Origin of the sequence: Ktedonobacter racemifer DSM 44963 (assembly GCF_000178855.1) — a bacterium.
Taxonomy (GTDB): Bacteria; Chloroflexota; Ktedonobacteria; order Ktedonobacterales; family Ktedonobacteraceae; genus Ktedonobacter; species Ktedonobacter racemifer.
In genome coordinates, this window is the sequence record NZ_ADVG01000001.1 from 1,141,124 (window position 1) to 1,159,828 (window position 18,705).

Annotated in this window: 16 protein-coding genes and 1 pseudogene; 8 read left to right on the top strand and 9 right to left on the bottom strand. The window is 52.6% G+C overall.

What is annotated here, in order from left to right:
• Positions 1-48 precede the first annotated feature (48 nt).
• The 3 genes from KRAC_RS05120 to KRAC_RS05130 form a co-directional block, all read right to left on the bottom strand.
• Complete coding sequence (locus KRAC_RS05120; protein ID WP_007905001.1) at positions 49-957, bottom strand: carbohydrate ABC transporter permease; 909 nt, start codon at positions 955-957, stop codon at positions 49-51.
• 6 nt (positions 958-963) lie between these two features.
• On the bottom strand, positions 964-1,893 hold the full coding sequence (locus KRAC_RS05125) for a carbohydrate ABC transporter permease (protein ID WP_007905002.1): 930 nt from the start codon (positions 1,891-1,893) through the stop codon (positions 964-966).
• A 134-nt stretch (positions 1,894-2,027) separates the two neighbouring features.
• Positions 2,028-3,404, bottom strand: coding sequence for an ABC transporter substrate-binding protein (locus KRAC_RS05130; protein ID WP_007905003.1), 1,377 nt, complete (start codon positions 3,402-3,404; stop codon positions 2,028-2,030).
• 317 nt (positions 3,405-3,721) lie between these two features.
• On the opposite strand from KRAC_RS05130, the gene KRAC_RS05135 reads away from it, so the two are divergent.
• Positions 3,722-4,441, top strand: coding sequence for a GntR family transcriptional regulator (locus tag KRAC_RS05135; RefSeq protein ID WP_007905004.1), 720 nt, complete (start codon positions 3,722-3,724; stop codon positions 4,439-4,441).
• 342 nt (positions 4,442-4,783) lie between these two features.
• Here the strand turns inward: KRAC_RS05135 and KRAC_RS05140 are convergent.
• Positions 4,784-5,605: pseudogene (locus KRAC_RS05140) on the bottom strand (IS6 family transposase).
• Between the two features lie 199 nt (positions 5,606-5,804).
• On the opposite strand from KRAC_RS05140, the gene KRAC_RS05145 reads away from it, so the two are divergent.
• Positions 5,805-6,053 carry a hypothetical protein gene (locus KRAC_RS05145; protein ID WP_040441921.1) on the top strand — a complete coding sequence of 83 codons (249 nt, stop codon included), beginning with the start codon at positions 5,805-5,807 and terminating at the stop codon, positions 6,051-6,053.
• Between the two features lie 17 nt (positions 6,054-6,070).
• Here KRAC_RS05145 and KRAC_RS05150 read toward each other — a convergent pair whose 3' ends face one another.
• Positions 6,071-7,756, bottom strand: a complete 1,686-nt coding sequence (locus KRAC_RS05150) for a recombinase family protein (protein WP_007905006.1) — start codon at positions 7,754-7,756, stop codon at positions 6,071-6,073.
• Positions 7,757-8,202: 446 nt separating this feature from the next.
• Here KRAC_RS05150 and KRAC_RS05155 point away from each other — a divergent pair, with 446 nt between their 5' ends.
• Positions 8,203-9,111 (top strand): magnesium chelatase subunit ChlI family protein, encoded by a 909-nt coding sequence (locus KRAC_RS05155; protein WP_007905007.1) that lies wholly within the window; start codon positions 8,203-8,205, stop codon positions 9,109-9,111.
• Positions 9,112-9,177: 66 nt separating this feature from the next.
• Here KRAC_RS05155 and KRAC_RS05160 read toward each other — a convergent pair whose 3' ends face one another.
• From KRAC_RS05160 to KRAC_RS05170, 3 genes are all read right to left on the bottom strand, one after another.
• On the bottom strand, positions 9,178-9,372 hold the full coding sequence (locus KRAC_RS05160) for a hypothetical protein (RefSeq protein WP_007905008.1): 195 nt from the start codon (positions 9,370-9,372) through the stop codon (positions 9,178-9,180).
• A 104-nt stretch (positions 9,373-9,476) separates the two neighbouring features.
• Positions 9,477-11,939 carry a hypothetical protein gene (locus KRAC_RS05165; RefSeq protein WP_040441923.1) on the bottom strand — a complete coding sequence of 821 codons (2,463 nt, stop codon included), beginning with the start codon at positions 11,937-11,939 and terminating at the stop codon, positions 9,477-9,479.
• A gap of 112 nt (positions 11,940-12,051) precedes the next feature.
• The gene (locus KRAC_RS05170) at positions 12,052-12,363 is read right to left on the bottom strand and encodes a hypothetical protein (protein ID WP_157506313.1); all 312 of its coding nucleotides are present in this window, start codon (positions 12,361-12,363) and stop codon (positions 12,052-12,054) included.
• 394 nt (positions 12,364-12,757) lie between these two features.
• On the opposite strand from KRAC_RS05170, the gene KRAC_RS05180 reads away from it, so the two are divergent.
• Both KRAC_RS05180 and KRAC_RS05185 read left to right on the top strand, forming a co-directional pair.
• The gene (locus tag KRAC_RS05180) at positions 12,758-13,690 is read left to right on the top strand and encodes a hypothetical protein (protein ID WP_007905011.1); all 933 of its coding nucleotides are present in this window, start codon (positions 12,758-12,760) and stop codon (positions 13,688-13,690) included.
• A gap of 108 nt (positions 13,691-13,798) precedes the next feature.
• On the top strand, positions 13,799-14,143 hold the full coding sequence (locus KRAC_RS05185; RefSeq protein WP_007905012.1) for a hypothetical protein: 345 nt from the start codon (positions 13,799-13,801) through the stop codon (positions 14,141-14,143).
• Positions 14,144-14,328: 185 nt separating this feature from the next.
• Here KRAC_RS05185 and KRAC_RS05190 read toward each other — a convergent pair whose 3' ends face one another.
• Positions 14,329-15,702 carry a hypothetical protein gene (locus KRAC_RS05190; protein ID WP_007905013.1) on the bottom strand — a complete coding sequence of 458 codons (1,374 nt, stop codon included), beginning with the start codon at positions 15,700-15,702 and terminating at the stop codon, positions 14,329-14,331.
• A 238-nt stretch (positions 15,703-15,940) separates the two neighbouring features.
• Between KRAC_RS05190 and KRAC_RS05200 the strand changes: the two genes are divergently transcribed.
• From KRAC_RS05200 to KRAC_RS05210, 3 genes are all read left to right on the top strand, one after another.
• Complete coding sequence (locus tag KRAC_RS05200) at positions 15,941-16,726, top strand: hypothetical protein (RefSeq protein WP_244421966.1); 786 nt, start codon at positions 15,941-15,943, stop codon at positions 16,724-16,726.
• A 182-nt stretch (positions 16,727-16,908) separates the two neighbouring features.
• Positions 16,909-18,492, top strand: coding sequence for a hypothetical protein (locus KRAC_RS05205; RefSeq protein WP_040441929.1), 1,584 nt, complete (start codon positions 16,909-16,911; stop codon positions 18,490-18,492).
• On the top strand, positions 18,486-18,677 hold the full coding sequence (locus tag KRAC_RS05210) for a carbon storage regulator (protein ID WP_007905017.1): 192 nt from the start codon (positions 18,486-18,488) through the stop codon (positions 18,675-18,677). Before KRAC_RS05205 ends, KRAC_RS05210 begins: the two co-directional genes overlap by 7 nt.
• Positions 18,678-18,705: the final 28 nt, after the last annotated feature.

Below are 18,705 nucleotides of genomic sequence, written 5' to 3' on the forward strand. Positions count from 1 at the left end.
TGTGTGTCATAGTGTTTTTCATAAAAGAATGCTGCACGCGCCCACTACTTAGTGAAAAGCGCCCAACGTCAGCCCTTTTGTAATATTGCGCTGGAGGAGCAGATAAGCGACCAGTATGGGTACCGTCGCCATAGCGAGTCCAGCAAAAAGCGCTCCCTCGTTGGTGAGAAACTGCCCCTGAAAGCCCAGTAGTCCGACAGCCAACGTCTTGTTCTCTGGGCTATTCAAAAGCACAATAGCGAATTGCACCTCGCCCCAAACATAGATCAAGCTCAAAATGATCACGCCCACCAGCCCACCTTTTGAGAGAGGCAGCACAATACGCCAGAGCAAGCCCAATTCCGAGCAACCATCAAGCGTAGCAGCTTCGAGCATCTCTTTGGGGAAAGTTGCAAAAAACGAGCGCATGATAACCGTCGCAGTTGGCACAATAAATGCCGCATAGACCAGCGCAATGCCAATTTGCGTATCAAGCAACTGCCAGTTTTCGAGCATCTCATAGATCGGAATAACCGCCACAACGAGAGGTATACTCAAACTGAGAGCAAACAATCTGAAGAGAATATTGCTTAACCGCCCACTTGTCCGCGCCAGACTATAACCTGCCAGAACACCAAAGCCGACTCCGAACACCACCGCCAGCACAGCAACTTCAACTGTGTTGACAAAATAGGTCGCGAAACCAACTTGTCCCAGCGGCCCATTCCATGCCACCAGATAGTTAGAGGGAGCAAATCCGGCCAGCCCAAAGGGATCAGCATAAATCCCAAAATTCGACTTAAAAGAGAGCAGGAGCATTTCTACAAATGGGCCGATCGTCATAATCGCCCAGAGAATGAGCACTGCATAGCCGATGTACCATAACGGATGGTGCAACTGCCACATGCGTCGTCGACGAGGTATTTGCCTTATCTCATCCTGCGTTATCAACGGGGGCTGAATGCTAGACTGAACCATTATGACCTATCCCTCCCCTGTAGTAATTGCTGCGGGCCTGAATACAACAATAAAAAGGAGCGCCATCAGTCCAACGACAACAGTTGAAACCACCGCAATCGCCGATCCCAAACCGAAGTTCGTGAAAATGAAGGCCTGCTTATACAACAAAACATCAAGAACACTTGTCGCCGTGCCAGGTCCACCTTGCGTGAGGCCCCACACGACCGTGAATTGCCGAAATGAAAAGAGCATTTCGAGCATCGCTATAGTGACAAGCACTTCACGTGATATGGGCACAAGAATGGAAAAGAAGTTTTGAAACGCATTCACACCATCCAGTCGGGCAGCAGCTTCAATCTCCGGGGGAATACCATCCATTGCAGCCAGCACAAAAATCATGCAAAAACCAGCCTGGAACCAGATATTGACAAAAATGACGACAAAAAGAGCCGCATTCGGAGATCCCAGCCAGACATAGTTTGAACCGAGATGCAAGGCTCCCAACAGCGTGTTCACAATTCCTCCGGTTGGTTGGAAAGCCAGCTCCCAGAAAACGGTGACAATAATGGCCGGAATGATATAGGGAAGGAAATACGCCACCTTGAACAAACGAGCACCTGGAACATTCCGATGAATCGCAGCAGCGAACGTTGTTCCTAACGCGATTGAGAAAAGAGTAGTAACGACGCATATGACAAGGTTATTGCGCAGAGACACCCAGAAGTCGGGGTTAGCAAACAAGGTGCGATAGTTTTGTAAGCCCACAAACGTAGCTGACCCTACACCAGGCCACGTATCGAAACTCAAAATGATCGATCGCACAATGGGATACACAATGAAGAGCAAAATCATCACCAACCCCGGAAGGACCATCAGGCGCAAGGTCAACGCCGTTGTTCTGCGGCGATACTTGAGTTGGTCGGAGGAGCGTAATTTCTTTGCAATTTCAGCCATTATAAGGCATACCTCTCTTTTTGACAGGACATCCACTGTTTTTTGCCACGAACATATAAGCTGGACGGGAAGTTCACTCGACCTTGCAGCCTGAGCATACGAGGTCGAGGAGATCTTTGTTCATCCGTGCTTAGTTAATCGAGAGGGGCTGGAGGTTCGCTACGTACATGATCGAGGGCGTCCTGGAATTTTTGTGCTGTTTGCTGGACAGTTGCCTGCCCGGAGAGCATAGCCTGTAAGAGGGGAACCTCTGTCTTCTGGCCAATCTCACCAGGGATGTCCGAATCCCAGATACCCACGAGGCCAAACTTTTGCCGATATGCAAGCATATCCTGCACAATTGGCTCATACTGCTTGATTACACTATCCGAAAGTGAGTTGGCATAAGGAGTAATCGAGCCTCCCGCTGCAGCATATTTATTAAGGATATCTGGTTGCAGAAAGTAGGAGAGAAACTCTTCCGCGAGTTGTTGATGCTTGGCATGCGTCGGGATGACAAAACTGTCCCCTGTATAGACATCGAACGGAGTCATAACGCCAGGAGTCATAGGAGGTAGCATAAACCATCCAAGATCATTCGCATTAACCCCGGCTTGCTCAAGTGAGCTAGGAGAATAGCTTCCACCCTGTATCATCGCCAGCTTCCCTGCTGCAAATTCACCCTGCACCTGTTGCACCTGGAAGCCCATGAAGCCACTTTCAAAGACGTTCCGTTGCTTCCAGTCCATCAGCGTTTGGAGCGTGTTGACAAAACCAGAATCGGTATACTTCGCCGTCTCAGGGGTACCTGGCTGCCAGTCAGTGAGATAGGCATTGGACTGCTCTTTAGTTACAGCCGTCGGTAATAGCGCGTCCATATCATGCCCGAGGTCATAGGGACTCGCACCACCTACGCCGAGCGCCTCAAATCCAGCCTTGTGGAGACCATTCACCAATGCATACCATTGATCCATACTGGTAAACTGGTGATTAGCTGGAGCGCTTACATGTGCCTGCGCGAAGATGTGCTTCTGATAGAAAATAGGGCTGATATAGAGGGCATCTAACAAAACAGCATAATGATGACTGTTGGTGGTAAAGTAGCTTGCCACTTGTGTACCGTATTGGCTGGCAAGATTGTTTTTCTGCCATAGTGAATCGAGATTTACCAATTCATTATTTTGTACAAGTGTGCTGTATACGCCAGTGCTACGTTGCAGGTAACCAATATCCGGCGCATTGGGGGAACTCAGCACGCTGATATTGGGGCCACGTGAAGTGGTATCATCGACTGTCTCAATACTGATTTTGACGTTTGGGTGACTTTTCTCAAAATCACTGGCGGCTTGCTGCAAGGCCTGTGCTCCAGGGCCTTGAGTAGCCTGTACCCTTAAAGACGTGACGCCTCCTGCCCCTCCAGAGCCTCCACAAGCGCTGAGTATCAGTTGCAGCATTGCCACAACAATGAGGACTATTGAAAAACTGGCTATCGATCTCTTATGATCTCCCTTGATCATCACTGAAATTTCCATACGTTGACCTCCTTTAGCCCAAAGCAGTGGACTACCTACGATAGATCATATATCATATAGGATTTATCGTAGCGTAACATCTCTTTTCGTGCCTGTCAAGGGGAAATGCAGCTAGCGAATCAGGATATCCAGGAGCTTTTTCTCGTAGTAATGCATGCTAAATCGAGGAAGAGAGCGGATCCATAGAAATCAGCATGAAGTGAGACCTCATCAGACAAAGAGAGCTGAGTGTTGATATCCTACAAGAAATCATATATGATATACAATGCCGAGTCGGCTCTGAACTGCGGCGAAAGGAAAAGGAGAAGCAAAACACCATGGCAAGGGATAAGCAGATGGAAGATCCAGCTTCGGCGTTAAAATTACCTATACGATATATGTTAACAAGTGAAGTTTATGAGAACATTAAAAGCCAACTCATGGATCAGCAAATACAACCTGGAGTTCGGATTAATATTGACAAACTAGCACGACAGCTTCAAGTCTCACAAACGCCGATTCGCGAGGCGCTGGCACGGCTGGAAGCAGAGGGGCTGGTGACAAAGGAACCATTACGTGGATATTCTTCTACGCCTCTGCTGGATTCTTCGTCTTTACAACAACTTTATGAAATGCGTTTACTGCTCGAGCCAATGGCCGCACGGAAATCGGCACAAATCATCACGGAAAATGATTTGCTCCTACTGGAACAGCAAGTGCTGGCGATGCAGGAGGTAAAGATTGGAGAGACCTACAAAGAATATCAGCAATTCTCAGCTATAGATGCCGTATTCCATAACATCATTGCGCGAACTTCCGGCAATATATTTCTTCAGGACGCTTTTGAGCACCTCTATGCGCATTTGCATCTCTATCGTCTGTATTTCCATACAGGGATAGCGCTGGAAACTATCTCTGAACATCAGGAAATTCTTAGCGCGCTTCAACAGCATAATACCGAGGCTGCAGCAGTTCTGATGGCCCGGCATCTTCAGCAGGCACAACGTCGGCTCATGCAAAAGCTAGTGCCGGAAGAAAAAGCTCAGAGAGAATACTAATGGGTACGTTCCTCCTATTCAGTCTATCCAGCAGTAGCACTGTTGATGAGAGAGACAAGGGCCTGGATCTTAAAAGGCTTCCGCAAAATTTGCAAATCCGGGTAGCATTTTCTGATAGGAGCAAACATGTTCTCTTTGGCGGCAGATATCAAAATTGTTGGGATCACCTGAGGTAGACTTTATCCAATCGGTAGACAAAAACGAAAGGCAGAGTAAGCTTCTTTCAAAATTCTGTTCAAGGAAAAAGAAAAGATGCCAACTCTGCCTAAAAGGGTTCTGTCAGAACTGAGATCACAGAAAAGCTTCTCGGACGAATGGAAGGCTCACCTCTCGCTCGTTGACCTATGAGGCTGCTTGTATAGCTGTCTGGAGAGCAGCAAGACGCTGGAGAAAAACCTGTCGTTGTTCTAGGAGAGAGACCGCTTCACCCATGGTGCGACGAGGACGAAGATAATTGCGCAATTCGTCGAAGGCACAACAGAAGCGTGCTGCCCCTTCAACTGTTCCAAAACCGCGCATTGGATAGTATCGTTGTTTGATTCCACGGTGGTCTTGCTCCAACCGATGGTTGAGATATTTACTCGTTCGATGGGCAACATCGCTGCCCATTATCTCACGAATTGCTCGCGGATAGGAACTATGCCCATCTGTCGTCACCTGCTCGGGAATATGACCAACAACGTCAACAGCCTGCCGAAAAAAACGTTTAGCCGCTTCCATATTCCGCTTCTCACTCAGCATGGAATCCACCAGCTTTCCATCCTGGTCGATAGCTCGATACAAATAACACCACTTCCCATGCACTTTCAGGTAAGTTTCGTCAATGTGCCAGGATCTTCCCGCCTGCCCATGCCGCTTGATTCGCAACTGCTCCGCTATCAGTGGGGCGAATCGTGCTTCCCAATCGCGAACGGCCTCGTGCGTAAAGATGAAACCACGCGCTCAAAACATTTCAGCAAGATCACGCAGGCTCAGTTTGTAACGCAGGCGCCAGAAAACGACGAGCAAAACACTATCGGGAGGAAATTCCAGGGAGTTGAAGGGAGTACCAGTTCTTTCGTTGAAAGCACAGTGACTATGAGGGCAGGAGAATGTCGCATAACCCAGTTTGGTTTTCTTCGCTCGATTCTTGGTGGTAGTGGCAGCACAATGGGGGCAGTTCATGAATCGTTCGCTCCTTCTCAATTGGGTCGTTGTTCTCAGCCTATCTCGCGAACGATCACTGCGACAAGCCTTCCTCTGAATTCTGACAGAACTCCTCTCCACAAAAAACACGCCTTGTGCGGTATACTCTCTGTAGAGCATGCAGAGCCACCAGGTCCTCTCAACATCACGAAGAAAGCAGGTAAACCCCATAAACAACATGCATGACATCCAGCTCTCAGATGGGCGCGTCGTCCGCCTGACTCCAGAACAGGCCCTTGCCTTTCTCACCTGGCTTCACGACCAGATGCCAGATCTGCCCGAGGCTCTCGCTGCCTGGCTCGCACAGCAGCAGCAGCACACCCACGATCTTCCACCCCTCGAACCCTATTGCGTGGTTGAACGCGCTCCCGATGGACACTATCATATTGCCGACTTCGGCTTGGATCTCCCCGACGAGAGCCTCTAATCAGCCCCTAAAGTCCTCTATGATGACCCCAACAGCACATGCTCTTTCGCCTCCTGGGACGCTTGGGATGCCTGAGGTGATGGATACGTCTTGCACAGGTCTATAGCCTCACCAAAACGATACGTTACCGAAACACGCACCGTTTTCTTTCCATCATTGCCTTCCACCGTTTCCAGCTGAATCTGTTTTACCAGAGCCTCAATCTCCCGACGCTTGATCTCCCAGGACAAGGGCTGCTCAAGCCGTTCGTGCAGCCGACGCCGAAGTGCATAGAGTACCTCCTCCGCCGTTTGGAGCGAACTGCTGTGTGTTTGCAACAACGAGACCTGTTCCTGCACCTGCGCCAAGCGGTCTCGTACCTGCTGCGTCTCAGCCTCGATCTCATCAAGCTGCTGATCGGGATCACTCTCACTGATACGTCCTCTGCGAAATAAGCCAATCACACTCTGCTTTTCCTGGTCTTTTTCTTGTATCACCGCCTCTTCTGAGGCGATACACTGGAGAAGTTGATCGTAATTGGCCGCCTGCGCACGCATCTGCGTCTCAAACTGAGAGAGCAACGCGCCAGGATGACGGAGAAACATCTCCACATCGTTCCAGATCAGGGCCTCGATCTCTGCTCCCGAAACAGCCTTCGCAAAGCATTTTTCACCACGCGCATGAAAGAGGGAACGGCTATGTCTTCCACTGCAGGCATAATAATAGGAGTCGCGTTTACCATCAGTCCCTGTTCCCACATAGGTCAAGCCACAATGGGCGCATTTCATCAGCCCGCGAAGCAGATACTGCCGTTTGGCATTGCGTTTGCTAAAGAGTTGATGGCCCTGCAACACCTGCTGTGCTTGTTCCCACGTGCTTGCCTCAACAATCGCTGGTACAGCACGCTCAATGACGTCTCGTACCTTTTTCGAGCGACGACCATAATAATGGATCCCTTTATAGGTCGTATTGACAATCATGCTACGAACACGGCCTGGCGTCCACTTCCCACTCGTGCGACACTGCCGCTTCCCTCGCAGCATCGTTCGCTGGTCACGCGCATACACAGGTGAAATTCCAAGATCATTGAGATGCGTGGCAATAGCAAAACACGACTTATTTTCTTCCACCGTCAAATGATAGATCAAACGGACAATATCCGCTTCAGAATACTCGCATCCTTCAATACGCTCATCAGAAATACAAAGTCGAGCATCTCTCTGTTTTCCAGTCACACGATAGCCATAGGGAACAATACCACCCAACCACGCCCCTTCCTGGGCAAGTCGATTCGTCCCCTCAATCGAGCGCTCAAGAAACACATCCCGCTCCAGACCCGCTGCCGCACTCAGAATCGCCAATAAAAATTTCCCCGATGGACTGTTATGGTCAAGCGTTTCCGTCATGCTTTCAAGGATAATATGCAACGCTTCAAGCTCACTCACCGCAGTAAGAATGACCAGAGGATCACGGCCAAGCCGATCTAACTTATAGACCACGACCCGATCAATAACGCCTTCTCGTGCATCATGCAACAGTTGCCCTCCAGCTGGGCGATCAGCAAGAGGAATCATCCCACTCACCCCATTGTCTTCATACCACTGCACCTGAACACCATGCTGCTGTTGCAAATACCGTTCCGCAGCACGGCGTTGTGTAGCAATCGTGTGCCGTTCACGCTGCTCCTCCGTACTCACACGCAGATAGACCCCGGTCTTCTTCATACGTCCCCCCTCTTATTCACATCGAAAAACGCAACACCGATGATTGCTTGCATTGCTGCAAAATACCAAAATTTGGTAAAATGCATTATATCACTTTACACTTATTTTATCATTTTACATGCTTAAAAGTCAATACTTTTACCCACATGAATGCGCGCGGGAAGCGGCGTTTCCTCTCTTGCGCTCCTCTTAGGTGTGTGAGAACGCCATACGTCAGAAAGGTTTACGTGCGAGGCCTTCGGGTTCTGCCAGGGTCAATAATGGCGACACTGCAAATAGGGCCAAGCAAACAAGGACTATGTGACGGATTGCATACTCCTCTTCTTTCTCGCTTTCGGTACAGCAGTGGTGATATGACAAAACAGAGGCCACTTCCTTTGTTAAAAAAAGAGGTTGCCACACGTTTGAAAGAATGAGTCTATATTTTGTAGAGAGAGTACTGTCGCATGGGAACGCCACACGAGAACTCAGAGAACGTGATTGACCAGATTCGTGGTCACGAGCATGTCAAGCGAGCGATAGAAGTAGCCGTCAGTGGAGGGCATCATCTGCTCTTCCATGGCCCCCCTGAAGTGAGCATGTTCCCATTTGCATCTCTTGCCTCCTCACTACGCCCTGCGTTGGAGCATCAGATAGCTTCCTGCGCCTGGCCCTCTCGCAAGAGAGACGCAACGAGTCAGAAATGCATTGTCGTCGGAACAGGTGAAACCCCAACAGCGATGCAGGCACAGTCCCTCAGTCCAGATACCTGGAAAGGGAATATTGACGCTCTGCCTCATGGGTGTCTCCTTTTTCTTCAGTGTGGGGAGGCGACGCCACCTGCTCTTCTCAAAGAACTGGTTGCCTCGATCCAGCTCTGCCCGGGACATATCCAACTTCTCGCAACAAGCCAACCGTGCCCTTGCGGGTACTTTTCAGATCCTGTGACGCTCTGCTACTGTTCGTCACGCGGGAGAGAACAGTATTGGAAGCGCCATGTGGCACCACTCAACGCCCTCCTTGATATAGAAATCAATGTCCCCCGCATTGCCGATCACATCCTTCCTCCCAAAAGGGGCACAGACACCTTCGCACTCATGCGAGACCGCATTCATCATGTTCAGCATGTACAACAACAACGCACTGGCACCTTGAACGCGTTTATCCCACAGAAGCAGGTACGCCAATGGTGTCCACTCGACGATGACAGCCAACACCTTCTGACGTATGCCCAGGCCACCCTTGGGTTCACTAAAGATGCAACACTACGATCTCTCAAGGTCGCACGCACCATCGCTGATCTTGCTGATTCTGAGGATATTGCTCCAGCCCACCTTGCGGAGGCATTCCACTATAGACGTGGTGTACGCATATGAGTCCGGGAACGGCACTGTCCCCATCACACCTATGCTCCTATGCAATGCTCACCATCCCCACTACGTTTATCCTTTTCTGGTCCGTTTCGCCTCGGCGATAGTTTGAGCGCTATCGCTACCCACACCCTTTGGAACTTCCTCTATCGGTCGCGGCCGAGGAACGGGAAGGCAAAGGATCAGTGCAAGCGCGCGTACTTGTTTGTCGTGGTCTGGCTCATACTGCCGCGTCACCTGAGAGAGAGGGGATACGCTCTTTTTCATCGCATGCTTCCTTGTTACAGGTATCATCATATCTATTTTTGTTTGCTAGAAGAGTGGTGTGTCATATAAACATCAATCAATTCGCTCTCGAACCTTTCCAGATGTTAGACTCCAGCACCCACCATTTCACGTGCGACAACAGCGACGCGAGCATACCATTCGAGCCAGGCAAGAATCTGCTGTTGCTTCTCCAGATGCCAGACTCGTTCTGGATTGGCACGCTCAATGATTTCGATGACCCGTCGCCGACTGCGTGGCGCCAGGCGCACACCGATGCGGTAGCAGTCAGTATCAATCCGCCTGTGTAGCGCACTCACCCATTGCTGCAAGGGGCGTGGTAGATCAGTCAGAAGAGCTTGCTCTTCCTCCGCAGGAAGCCGCTGAGACTCAGCCCAGGCCAGATAGGTCTGGATCTCATACCTCGCCTCGGCATCATCAAGATCATAGGGGGTGGTAAGGATGTCATTGACCGCGGCCTGACGATGCCGCTCGTACTCCTGAGGGGTCAAGAATTCGCCATCACGATCCACAAAGAGATAGCCGTAGCGCTCCAGACCTTGTGCGCCACCTGCCGCCCAGAACTCCTGCAACCATTCAGCGTCAATCATCACCTCATGGGGAAGAGGACGCTTTCCCTCACCTGGCGTGATACGCCCACTGCGCGCTGTACCTTCCAGCACCCACTCCAGGTGGTTATAGCTCAATCCACCATTCAACATCCACTGTGCCCAGGCCACCATTTCGGCGGGAGGCTCTTCCAGCCCATCCACATACTCACGATATTTCTTGATCACCCATCCTCCTCCCAAGCGAGCCGCACGACGTCCAGGATCAGGGAACCAGGTGCGCACCAGAGCATCCACCGCCGCCACATGCAGCCACTCTGGGTGCTCACGCAGACGCTTGAGGTAGACGCCGACTTTCTCACTCGTCTCACTAAAGCGCTCTGAGTAATCCAGAGCCAGCGCTTCCAGCATCTCATGGGCCGCCGGTTCATACACACGCTTCATCGCAGCTACCTGATCTCGAAGTGAGCGAAAAGGAGCATCAGCCTCATCCTCTGTGGGCACAAGGGAGACATCCACTTGCGCTGGAGAAGCCGGAGTGGGGGAAGGTTCATCAATGACCTCTCTACGGATACAGGCAGCAGATGGTCGACCTTGCGGCTCTCCGGTACGCACCAAACCGTCGACCTGTTTTTTTGTAAGACCCTGTTCTCTCACTTCATCTTCACTTTTATCATCTATTTCTTTTTTTGGTAATTGATGATTAGTGAGAGAAGTGAATTCAACGCGCGCATGCGCGCGTGTACGCGTATGCGCCTCCTGGGTCTGTGTTTGTGCACCGCCCAAGTCGACGGTTTCTTGCACCACAGGTCGACGGTTCTCCACAGAAGTCGACGGTTTGGCTTGAGGTCGACGTTCTCCCTCAAGCACTAAGGTATTTCCTCCAGGTCGACGGTCTTCCACAGAAGTCGACGGTTTCTCAGCATATCTCCCCTGCTCCACACACGTCGATGCCGTAGGTTGAAGTCGACGGTTTTCCTCTGGAGTTCCCCTATCGCGTTCTGGTCGAGGATCTTCTTCCACTATCCTAGACCTTCTTCGAAACCGTCGACTTTGGCGTCTCATCATCGTTCGATCATGATGCATCACCGCACCTGCTGGTTTCGTCTGCGTTCCGGAGAACGAAGGAACCGGCTCCCGCTCCTCGGGTGGTTGTGATGAGACCGCCTGCGTTGGGTGGGTCAGTTCCTCCCAGATAATAGTGGCTATCGATGCTTTCACGGCAGGAGTGAGATGCATTCCATAGGACTGCATCATCGCCGTCAGGCGCTCAACCGTACGCCCCGCCTGCTCTTCTACGCCAGATGGCTGACTATGCTTTTCCATCGTCTGGGAAGCATGATCATGTGGTCCTTGTCCCTGCTGTGGAGGTGGAACCAGACTCAGATATCCCGGACGGGTTTTCATGTCGCTTGCCTCCTTTCCATCGTGATCGCTCTCGACGCTGGTAGTCTGCTCCTTCAAATACGCTGAAACCCGTTGCAGCGCCCGCGAACGTTTGACGCTTTTACGTCGATGCGTGAGCTGCTGCACCTGTTCGACAGAGACGGGCAGACAGGGCGTCGACGTCAGTGGAAAATAATAGGTGGTCCCCATCCCTTTAGGCTGTCTTACTTTGTAGAGAAGGCCTGCCGCTTGTAACACCGACAGGTATTTCGCGGTACTGTCATAGCACCAGGGCCAGACGTGTGAAGGTGAGCTACAAAACGCGCGAAGGTTCTGGATCGTGAGCACCGCAACGGGATGAGGAGGCTCATGAGGGACAAGTGGGATCTGCTTGATACTCGCCACCCGAAGCCACTGGTTCAGAAACACCTGCCCGTTGAGACAACGCCGGTCCTGTGACCCAAACAACTGTTGCACTTGCTCCTGTAACGCGAGTGGCACCAGATGCAGCATACTCAGAGCCATCGGCTGCCCTTCACGCCCTTGCAGACCAGGAGCGTGGCACACATGTTCAGGGGCAGGCGAGGATAGCAAGAGACTCTCTCTACTGATCATGTTGTTCTGTCTACCTTTCATCGGTATGAGGTCGTGCGGCCCTCACGCGTGTGTTGGTCGTGGAGAATAATAGGGGTAGGGAGGCACAACGCGAGAGCCACACGACCTGCTTCTAGTGTACAGAAAAACCCTCCAAAAAGGGAAGAACAAAACCACCCAATAGTGGGCGAAGTACTTCGCGATTTTGGGCGAAGTTGAACGCATGCAGAGAAACACAGCGTGTTTTTTCCTTTGCATCTCTCACATTATTCTGTGCTAAACCCGCTCTACAAGCCAATTGCGCGCAATAGAAGCGCGTATTCTCGATGAGGTGACAGGCAACCCCCTCTTCAGCTTCAATTTTCACTGTTTTCTTCCCGGAAATGCACCATTGACCCGAGATGATGTTTTGGGTACAACAAGAGTGGAACTGCTGTTCATCCACAGGGAATGAATGGATCCTGGCGATGTCCAGGGGAGCCTTTCCACCTCGCACCGAGGGGAAGGCAGTGGCGCAGCCTGCACCAGAGCCGCATGGTTCTCTCTTCTCTCGTCACTATGAGAGAGAGCCGTTCGGCCCTGGTGGCGCCACGGAACGCGAAGCAACGTCGAGTCTCTCCATTGCTTCGCGTTTCCAGGCAACCCTCATTCAGGTGTCGAGCATCTCCGCCTGCATGAGTTCGCGTCTTTCGTCCAACGGTTTCCTTCGTATTTTGCGCAGAAAGGAGGTCTTTCCCACACAAGAGTATCAGCGACTCTTCTCCTCTTTCCCCAGCTTGGGATGAAAGAGGTGTGGCCCCTTTCTGTGCTTTTTTCCCATCCAGAAAGGAGTCACAACCATGAGTCAAGGATCACTCTGCCCCTGCGGGAAACACTGCCGCGCTATCCAGGCCCTTCGCGACCTGACTGAAACCCAGAACCAGCTCTGCCTCCTGGCGCGCGAAGAGTCCGTCATTGTGAGCATTGTGGAGCATCTTCACCATGTCGTGAGCGCATCACAACACCGCTTTACCTCGTGGTTGAGTGCGGTTGCTGCCTGTGAGACGGCTCAGGCAAACCTGGTAATTGCCCAAAGCGTCTCCAGGTCAAGGAGTACAACGCCTCGCTGGGCTGTCGAAGCCGAGCAGCGTCTTTTTCACCAGTGGGTAAAGAAGGAGCAACATCATTGGGAACAACGGCTCTTGCAGATCCAGCGGGGGATGGCCAACTATCACACCTACATCCAGAAGTGTGTGCAACAGTTCGTGCTCACTCCAGACTGTCTGGCGCTGTGTCTTCCTCTGCTTGATGAACTTCTGCGCCATCTGGAAGAACGGATTGAGCACCACCACCTGGCATCCATCTGCGCGCACGAACTCTTCCTGCAATTTGAGCAGCGCTGGGACTACGAGCGAGATCGTCTCGACTATGAGATTGCTCAGGTTCCTCAAGCCTATCAAGCGGGTCGCAATCAGGCGCAGGCTCGTTGGGGGTTGTATGTCGTTACCGGTATTGGTCGACCTGTGAGTCTCACGCAGACTACCATGAACTACCGGTTCATGGTGCACAATCGGCAGTTGGAGCTCTACTCCCAGCAATGCAAGCTGTTTCTGACCACCAAAGCCGAACAATTTCGCCTCTACGTCCAGCAAATGGAGGGTCAGTACAAGGCAACGGTGCTTGCCGCCCAACAAGAGCGCTGGCACATGCTGCACGCGCAATTGTCTGTGGATATCGCTGATCCTGACCAACTTCCTGCGCTCCAATCCCTCGTCCTTTCGTACTTCATCTAACCCATCTCGTCGTCGCCAAATGCAGTCCTACCACCTTCTCCTTTCGGGAGAAGGACGGGCTGCGTTTTTTGTTGTTCTTCACCTTGAAGAACAAAGGAAGGTCTGCTTATGACACACCATGTTGGCACATCCTGGTCATTTCCGGGCCATGTTCCCCACACCGGGTATTCGCTCGATTGCGCTGCAGCCACCAGGCACCTCAATCACGTTCTCCAGGTGCATGGCCCTCTCTTGCTTCCTCGGATCAGCCCCTTCCCTATTCAGCGGATCTGGTGGACGCAACAGGGTCCTTTAGCAAGTCTCCAGGTTCACCCTGAGTATTCTGCCGCCCGGCAAAAACAGCTGACCCCCCTTGAATGGCGGAGCCTGCTGCTCGTCACTGGAGCGCTTCCACAGGCGTCGTCACGCATACCTCATAGTTTCGGGAATAGGGCAACCCATTCGTTCAGGTAGCGTTTTCAAAACTACATATATGGATAAAATTAAGCGTCGACCTTGTGTCGATGTGATCGCGTGAGAAAGAGAACGATGATAACACCACAAAAAAACACCCAACGTATTTGCCGTACGTTGGGTGTTCCTTCGGTCCTCTCTTCTCACGCGGAAAAGAAAGGAATCTCTGTTCATGTTTAGTGTACCTAAGTTTCGCCCAAACTAGCAACAATGTGTAAGGGAGTGAGCAACTCCCGCAAGGGATGGATGAGCGAGCGAGCCAAGCAAGCGTCCTGATTCAGGACAATCTCAACAACATGAGTCAAGGCGTCAAAGCGGAGCAAGCCACTGATATGAAACACATCACGCACCATGCGCAAGATGCCGCAGCGTTGGATCGGAGGACTCATCAGCCACTGGCGTGCCCAAATCACCACGTTGTGAGCCAAAGAGCCAAGCAGCACCAGCATGTGTTGAGCCTCAAAGCGCTTTTTATTGCGTTTGGTGAGACCCAACCCCTGCTTGTCACCTTTCAAAGAGGTTTCGATGCCTCCACCGCGCAGATCGTAGAAGGTCACATAGGCAGCCAAGACGGCGACGGGATCAACCGCTTGCAAGATCGTACGCCCCAGCATCGCGAGCACCTGCTCAGCCGACAACGAGCAGATCAACACGCCATAGGCAAAGGTGCCATCTTGCCTGCGACAACGTACCGCAATGCGCTCGACGGGACGGACATAGTTGGTAGGAGGCTCGGTCACCCATCCAAACGAGCGTTCGGGCCAGTCCGGATCCTGGACCCACTCGGTAACTGTTTTGGCCAGGCGGAGAACGCGTTGCCCCGAGTACTCTTTCGCCAGGACCTCATAGCCCCGAGAAAGCAGCCAATTGAGGTCATCCAGGGTCCCAGCACCAGCATCCACGCGCAGAATCGCCCGCGCCCGCTTCGCCTCATCCAGTTGTAAGGTCTCCTCAGCCGCTTCTACCAACGGCTGCAAGGCTTTGATCAATTGGACATTGCCCGCAAAGAGACGATCAACGACCACTTCCGCGTACTCAGTGGCTAGTACACGGCCCAATTGCCGTCCCCGGCGGTGATATTGCCCGGCAAAGTACCCCTTGGTGGCAAAAGCCGCTTTAGGGCCGCAGGGCAGACCACTTATGTCCACATCCAGCAGGAGAAAGCGTGCCTGGTAGTCATGATGAACGCTTTGACTGTGCCGCCGAAAAATTTCATCGAGCGCTTGCTGCAATTGCGTTACATTGTCTGCCGTACAGGCATCTAAAGTCTCTTGCACTACCGACTGTTCGGCGCAGGCCGAACGTCCAAAGGCCCTTTGCAAGCCTGGGTCCGTTCGCAGGCGGGTATTGATTTCTACCAGCCCGTGGGCTCCGGCCAACAGGCTGATCCACGCATCATAGAGCTTGTCAGCAGGCGTATGTTTGACGGTCTTCTGCTTGATGTGTACATTGGTGCGGATCGGGCCAAACAGGTCTTGTTGGTTCAACTTCACTCCTATGGCGGCGAGACTCGCTGTCGGGCTAAAATGGTTCGTTGTGGGTGTGATACACTCGTTCATGATGATTCTCCTCGCGAATGAAAGTTGTTTCGTTTCTTCATTAGCTATGGAGCATCATCACCTTTCTTTTCGCAAGCTCTTCAAGGGCTGGCGAACCTGTTGCTAGTTTGGGCGAAACTTAGGTAGTGTAACATCCCTCGATGATGTTTTCAACGCAATTCCACCTCACTATGACGATTTTCGCACCCAGCAACAAGTCCTCCTCTCCCGAGAGTTTTCCCAACTCTTTCCCGAGACGGTGTATGGCGGGAGGCAGGTCCTCTGGTGGTGTCCTCGCTGTGCGTTTCCCTGGTGGCAAGCCGATCACCGTCTCTTCGTGCTTCGACTCTCTCCCGAACAGGCCGCTCGGATCGGGCATCAGTTACACGCTCCGATGCACAGAGATGGCACCTTTTATGAGTTACCGATGCGCATGTGTCCCGGCTGCACAGGTGCCGTCTGTACCATCGAGATCTACCCTGGTCGCCTGGGCACCCAAATCCTCTGGCAGGCCCTGCCCGATGCTGCTACTGCCTCCACGGAGCCTCCGTCGACCGGCCTTGGTACGCTCCTCCCGGCGAGCAGTTTCCAGAAACGAGACATCTTTCCTCAGGCCTGTGTGTTCGCAATGGCCGAACACACCCAGCACGAGATGTCGCGGTCTCTGGCACACATGGGAACGGCCCTGCTCACCTTGCAAACCGATCTCCCTGGGGAACTTGATGCGGTCTCCTGGCAGTTACGCTGGGTGGAACGCCTTCTTCCCCCTCCCAGGCACGAGGAATGCGAGGGACTCGGCACCTCTCACCTCGCACGCCTTGCACATCTGGTTGAACCTCACCCAGGAATGCGATGGCAGGGCTTTCTCTGGCGACTCCCAGCCATGCTCAGCAAAGAGCTTGTCACGCGTCGCCCCCTGACCCTCCTGCTCGCCGTCCTCTCGTCAGAGGACGAACCCGCCACCAATGTGGGTATCTATTCCCTCTGGCAACGCCTGCTCCCACGCGTCTTTGACGTCGCCCAATGGGATGAGCCGCGCTCATGACCCAGACCCATCAAGGCTGCTCGACGCTTCCCACTGCCCGTTCTCCCCCTCACACGTCCATTTTTCACGCCCCTTCTTCTTCCTTCACTCCCATCAGGAACATGCTCACGTGCGTCATGAGGCGTAGCATCGTGAGCGTACTCCTGGTGGGAGTGTGTTTTTGGAAAGGAGTCCGTATCACAATGACGGATTTGCTTCTTCCCTGCTGGTACCGAGCCGTTGAAGTCCCCGGCCCTCGCGAGCAAAAGGCCCTCTTTGGCGCATGCCAGACCCTGCTCGCGACCCTGCAAGGGACCCTCACAGTCAACACCTACATGGCGGCTGGTCGCTACTATGCCATCCTCTTTTCCCTGGATGAGACATCACCTCCAGAGCATGAGCAGAAGCGCATAGAGGCCGCTTTCGCACCCTATACCCCTTTCCTGAGGCTCGATGAGACCTTCCTTGATGCCCTGGTGCGTGCGCGTTTAAGTAAAGAGCCTGAGATCGCAGCTGAAACGCGGCATGGGCGAATCCATGTCTCTCGCAAGCAGCGTCCTATCACTTTTACTGATCCCGCTCAGATCGAGCTTTCTGAGGAAGAACGAGTGCAACGTCAACAATCCTGGATTGCGACGATTGAGGCGTTGCTTGCGGAGGGGAGACCTTTCGTTGAGATCTTCAAAATGACCTTTGCCGCAGAGCAGATTGTGGTTGGTTCCCCTCTGGTACAGCACGCTGATCCCCTCAAAGCGGCGATGTTCCGCCAGATGTTGGAGCATGCACAACTCTGGCTCTGGACGGACTCGGCCAGGAAGATGTGCCAGGATCTGGCGCGTGTCGACGAGGATCTCTGCTTACGCAAGGGCTGGACCACCCCTGAAGCACAACTGGCTCATTACAACCAGCTCTCCCAAGACCTGTTTCGGGCGGAACAACGGCTCTGGATTGAGTTTGATGAGCCTCAACCCAGCCCTCATGGTCGCGTACGAGCCGTGTTTGTGTATCCTCGCTACCCTGAACAGGAACTCAATGAGGTCCTTGACCCACATGAGGATCCAATCAAGTGGTTTCAAGCCCATCAGATTCTTGGTCAGGAAGCCTCGCGCTGGAATATTGATGTGATTGGCGAAAATGCCTCTGTCGCCCTCCGCCTGTCATACGACACCCACTACGCATGCTGGGTTCTGCTCGAAGAGCAACACATGAGCGAGGTGTTTGCGTGGATACGTTGGCTTGCTCTTGTGACCGGGATGCTGCACAAACGCTATGCACGCACCGCAGCAACCCCGGAATTTCCAGATCATGTCATGTCCTACCAGGCGAAAGAACAGGTCCCACGTGTCAGAGGCAAAGGGAAACCCAAAGACAAGTGGGTCACACAGAGGAAGACCTACATCAAGGTTGCCTATGATCTTTCAGAGAAGCCGTCCATCGTTCACATGGAGGATGAGCGCCCCCAAAAACGCCAGAACTGGCTGACCCAGGCCCACCCCGAAGACCTGATCTATGAGCAGAGGGTTATCGACACCTTTACTCGTAGCTATCCAAGGCGCAAGGATGGCACCCGCCGGGAGGGAGGGGTTACGGTCAAACATTCGGAACCGAAGTGGATTCCACTCCTCCGACCCGAACTGCGCAAGCATCAGGTCATCAAAAAAGCTGTTGCCAGCGCCTACGAAACGTCCCCAGTTCTTCCAATACAGGAAGCACCGGACGCACACCAGCCGATGCAAGCACCATCAGTGAGCGAGAACACAGAAGAAAGCAGGGACCCACTATGCTAGTCATACGACGCAAGACAGGAGAGCGCATCATCCTCTCTGGAAATATTCTCATTGAAGTCCTTGAGGTGAATGAGGGAAGGGCCAAACTCGGTATCACCGCTCCTCCCGAGGTCGATATTGTGCGCGAGGAATTACTGCAGCGGCAAATACCCCTCTCGCAGCCTCCTGTCACCAAACCAGAGTGAGGTGCTTGTTCCCTTTTTCAAGAGAAAA

Excerpts from the sequence above, each read along its gene's own strand:
- KRAC_RS05120 (WP_007905001.1), bottom strand. The coding sequence starts at position 957 with ATGGTTCAGTCTAGCATTCAGCCCCCGTTGATAACGCAGGATGAGATA.
- KRAC_RS05125 (WP_007905002.1), bottom strand. The coding sequence starts at position 1,893 with ATGGCTGAAATTGCAAAGAAATTACGCTCCTCCGACCAACTCAAGTAT.
- KRAC_RS05130 (WP_007905003.1), bottom strand. The coding sequence starts at position 3,404 with ATGGAAATTTCAGTGATGATCAAGGGAGATCATAAGAGATCGATAGCC.
- KRAC_RS05135 (WP_007905004.1), top strand. The coding sequence starts at position 3,722 with ATGGCAAGGGATAAGCAGATGGAAGATCCAGCTTCGGCGTTAAAATTA.
- KRAC_RS05145 (WP_040441921.1), top strand. The coding sequence starts at position 5,805 with ATGCATGACATCCAGCTCTCAGATGGGCGCGTCGTCCGCCTGACTCCA.
- KRAC_RS05150 (WP_007905006.1), bottom strand. The coding sequence starts at position 7,756 with ATGAAGAAGACCGGGGTCTATCTGCGTGTGAGTACGGAGGAGCAGCGT.
- KRAC_RS05155 (WP_007905007.1), top strand. The coding sequence starts at position 8,203 with ATGGGAACGCCACACGAGAACTCAGAGAACGTGATTGACCAGATTCGT.
- KRAC_RS05160 (WP_007905008.1), bottom strand. The coding sequence starts at position 9,372 with ATGAAAAAGAGCGTATCCCCTCTCTCTCAGGTGACGCGGCAGTATGAG.
- KRAC_RS05165 (WP_040441923.1), bottom strand. The coding sequence starts at position 11,939 with ATGATCAGTAGAGAGAGTCTCTTGCTATCCTCGCCTGCCCCTGAACAT.
- KRAC_RS05180 (WP_007905011.1), top strand. The coding sequence starts at position 12,758 with ATGAGTCAAGGATCACTCTGCCCCTGCGGGAAACACTGCCGCGCTATC.
- KRAC_RS05185 (WP_007905012.1), top strand. The coding sequence starts at position 13,799 with ATGACACACCATGTTGGCACATCCTGGTCATTTCCGGGCCATGTTCCC.
- KRAC_RS05190 (WP_007905013.1), bottom strand. The coding sequence starts at position 15,702 with ATGAACGAGTGTATCACACCCACAACGAACCATTTTAGCCCGACAGCG.
- KRAC_RS05205 (WP_040441929.1), top strand. The coding sequence starts at position 16,909 with ATGACGGATTTGCTTCTTCCCTGCTGGTACCGAGCCGTTGAAGTCCCC.
- KRAC_RS05210 (WP_007905017.1), top strand. The coding sequence starts at position 18,486 with ATGCTAGTCATACGACGCAAGACAGGAGAGCGCATCATCCTCTCTGGA.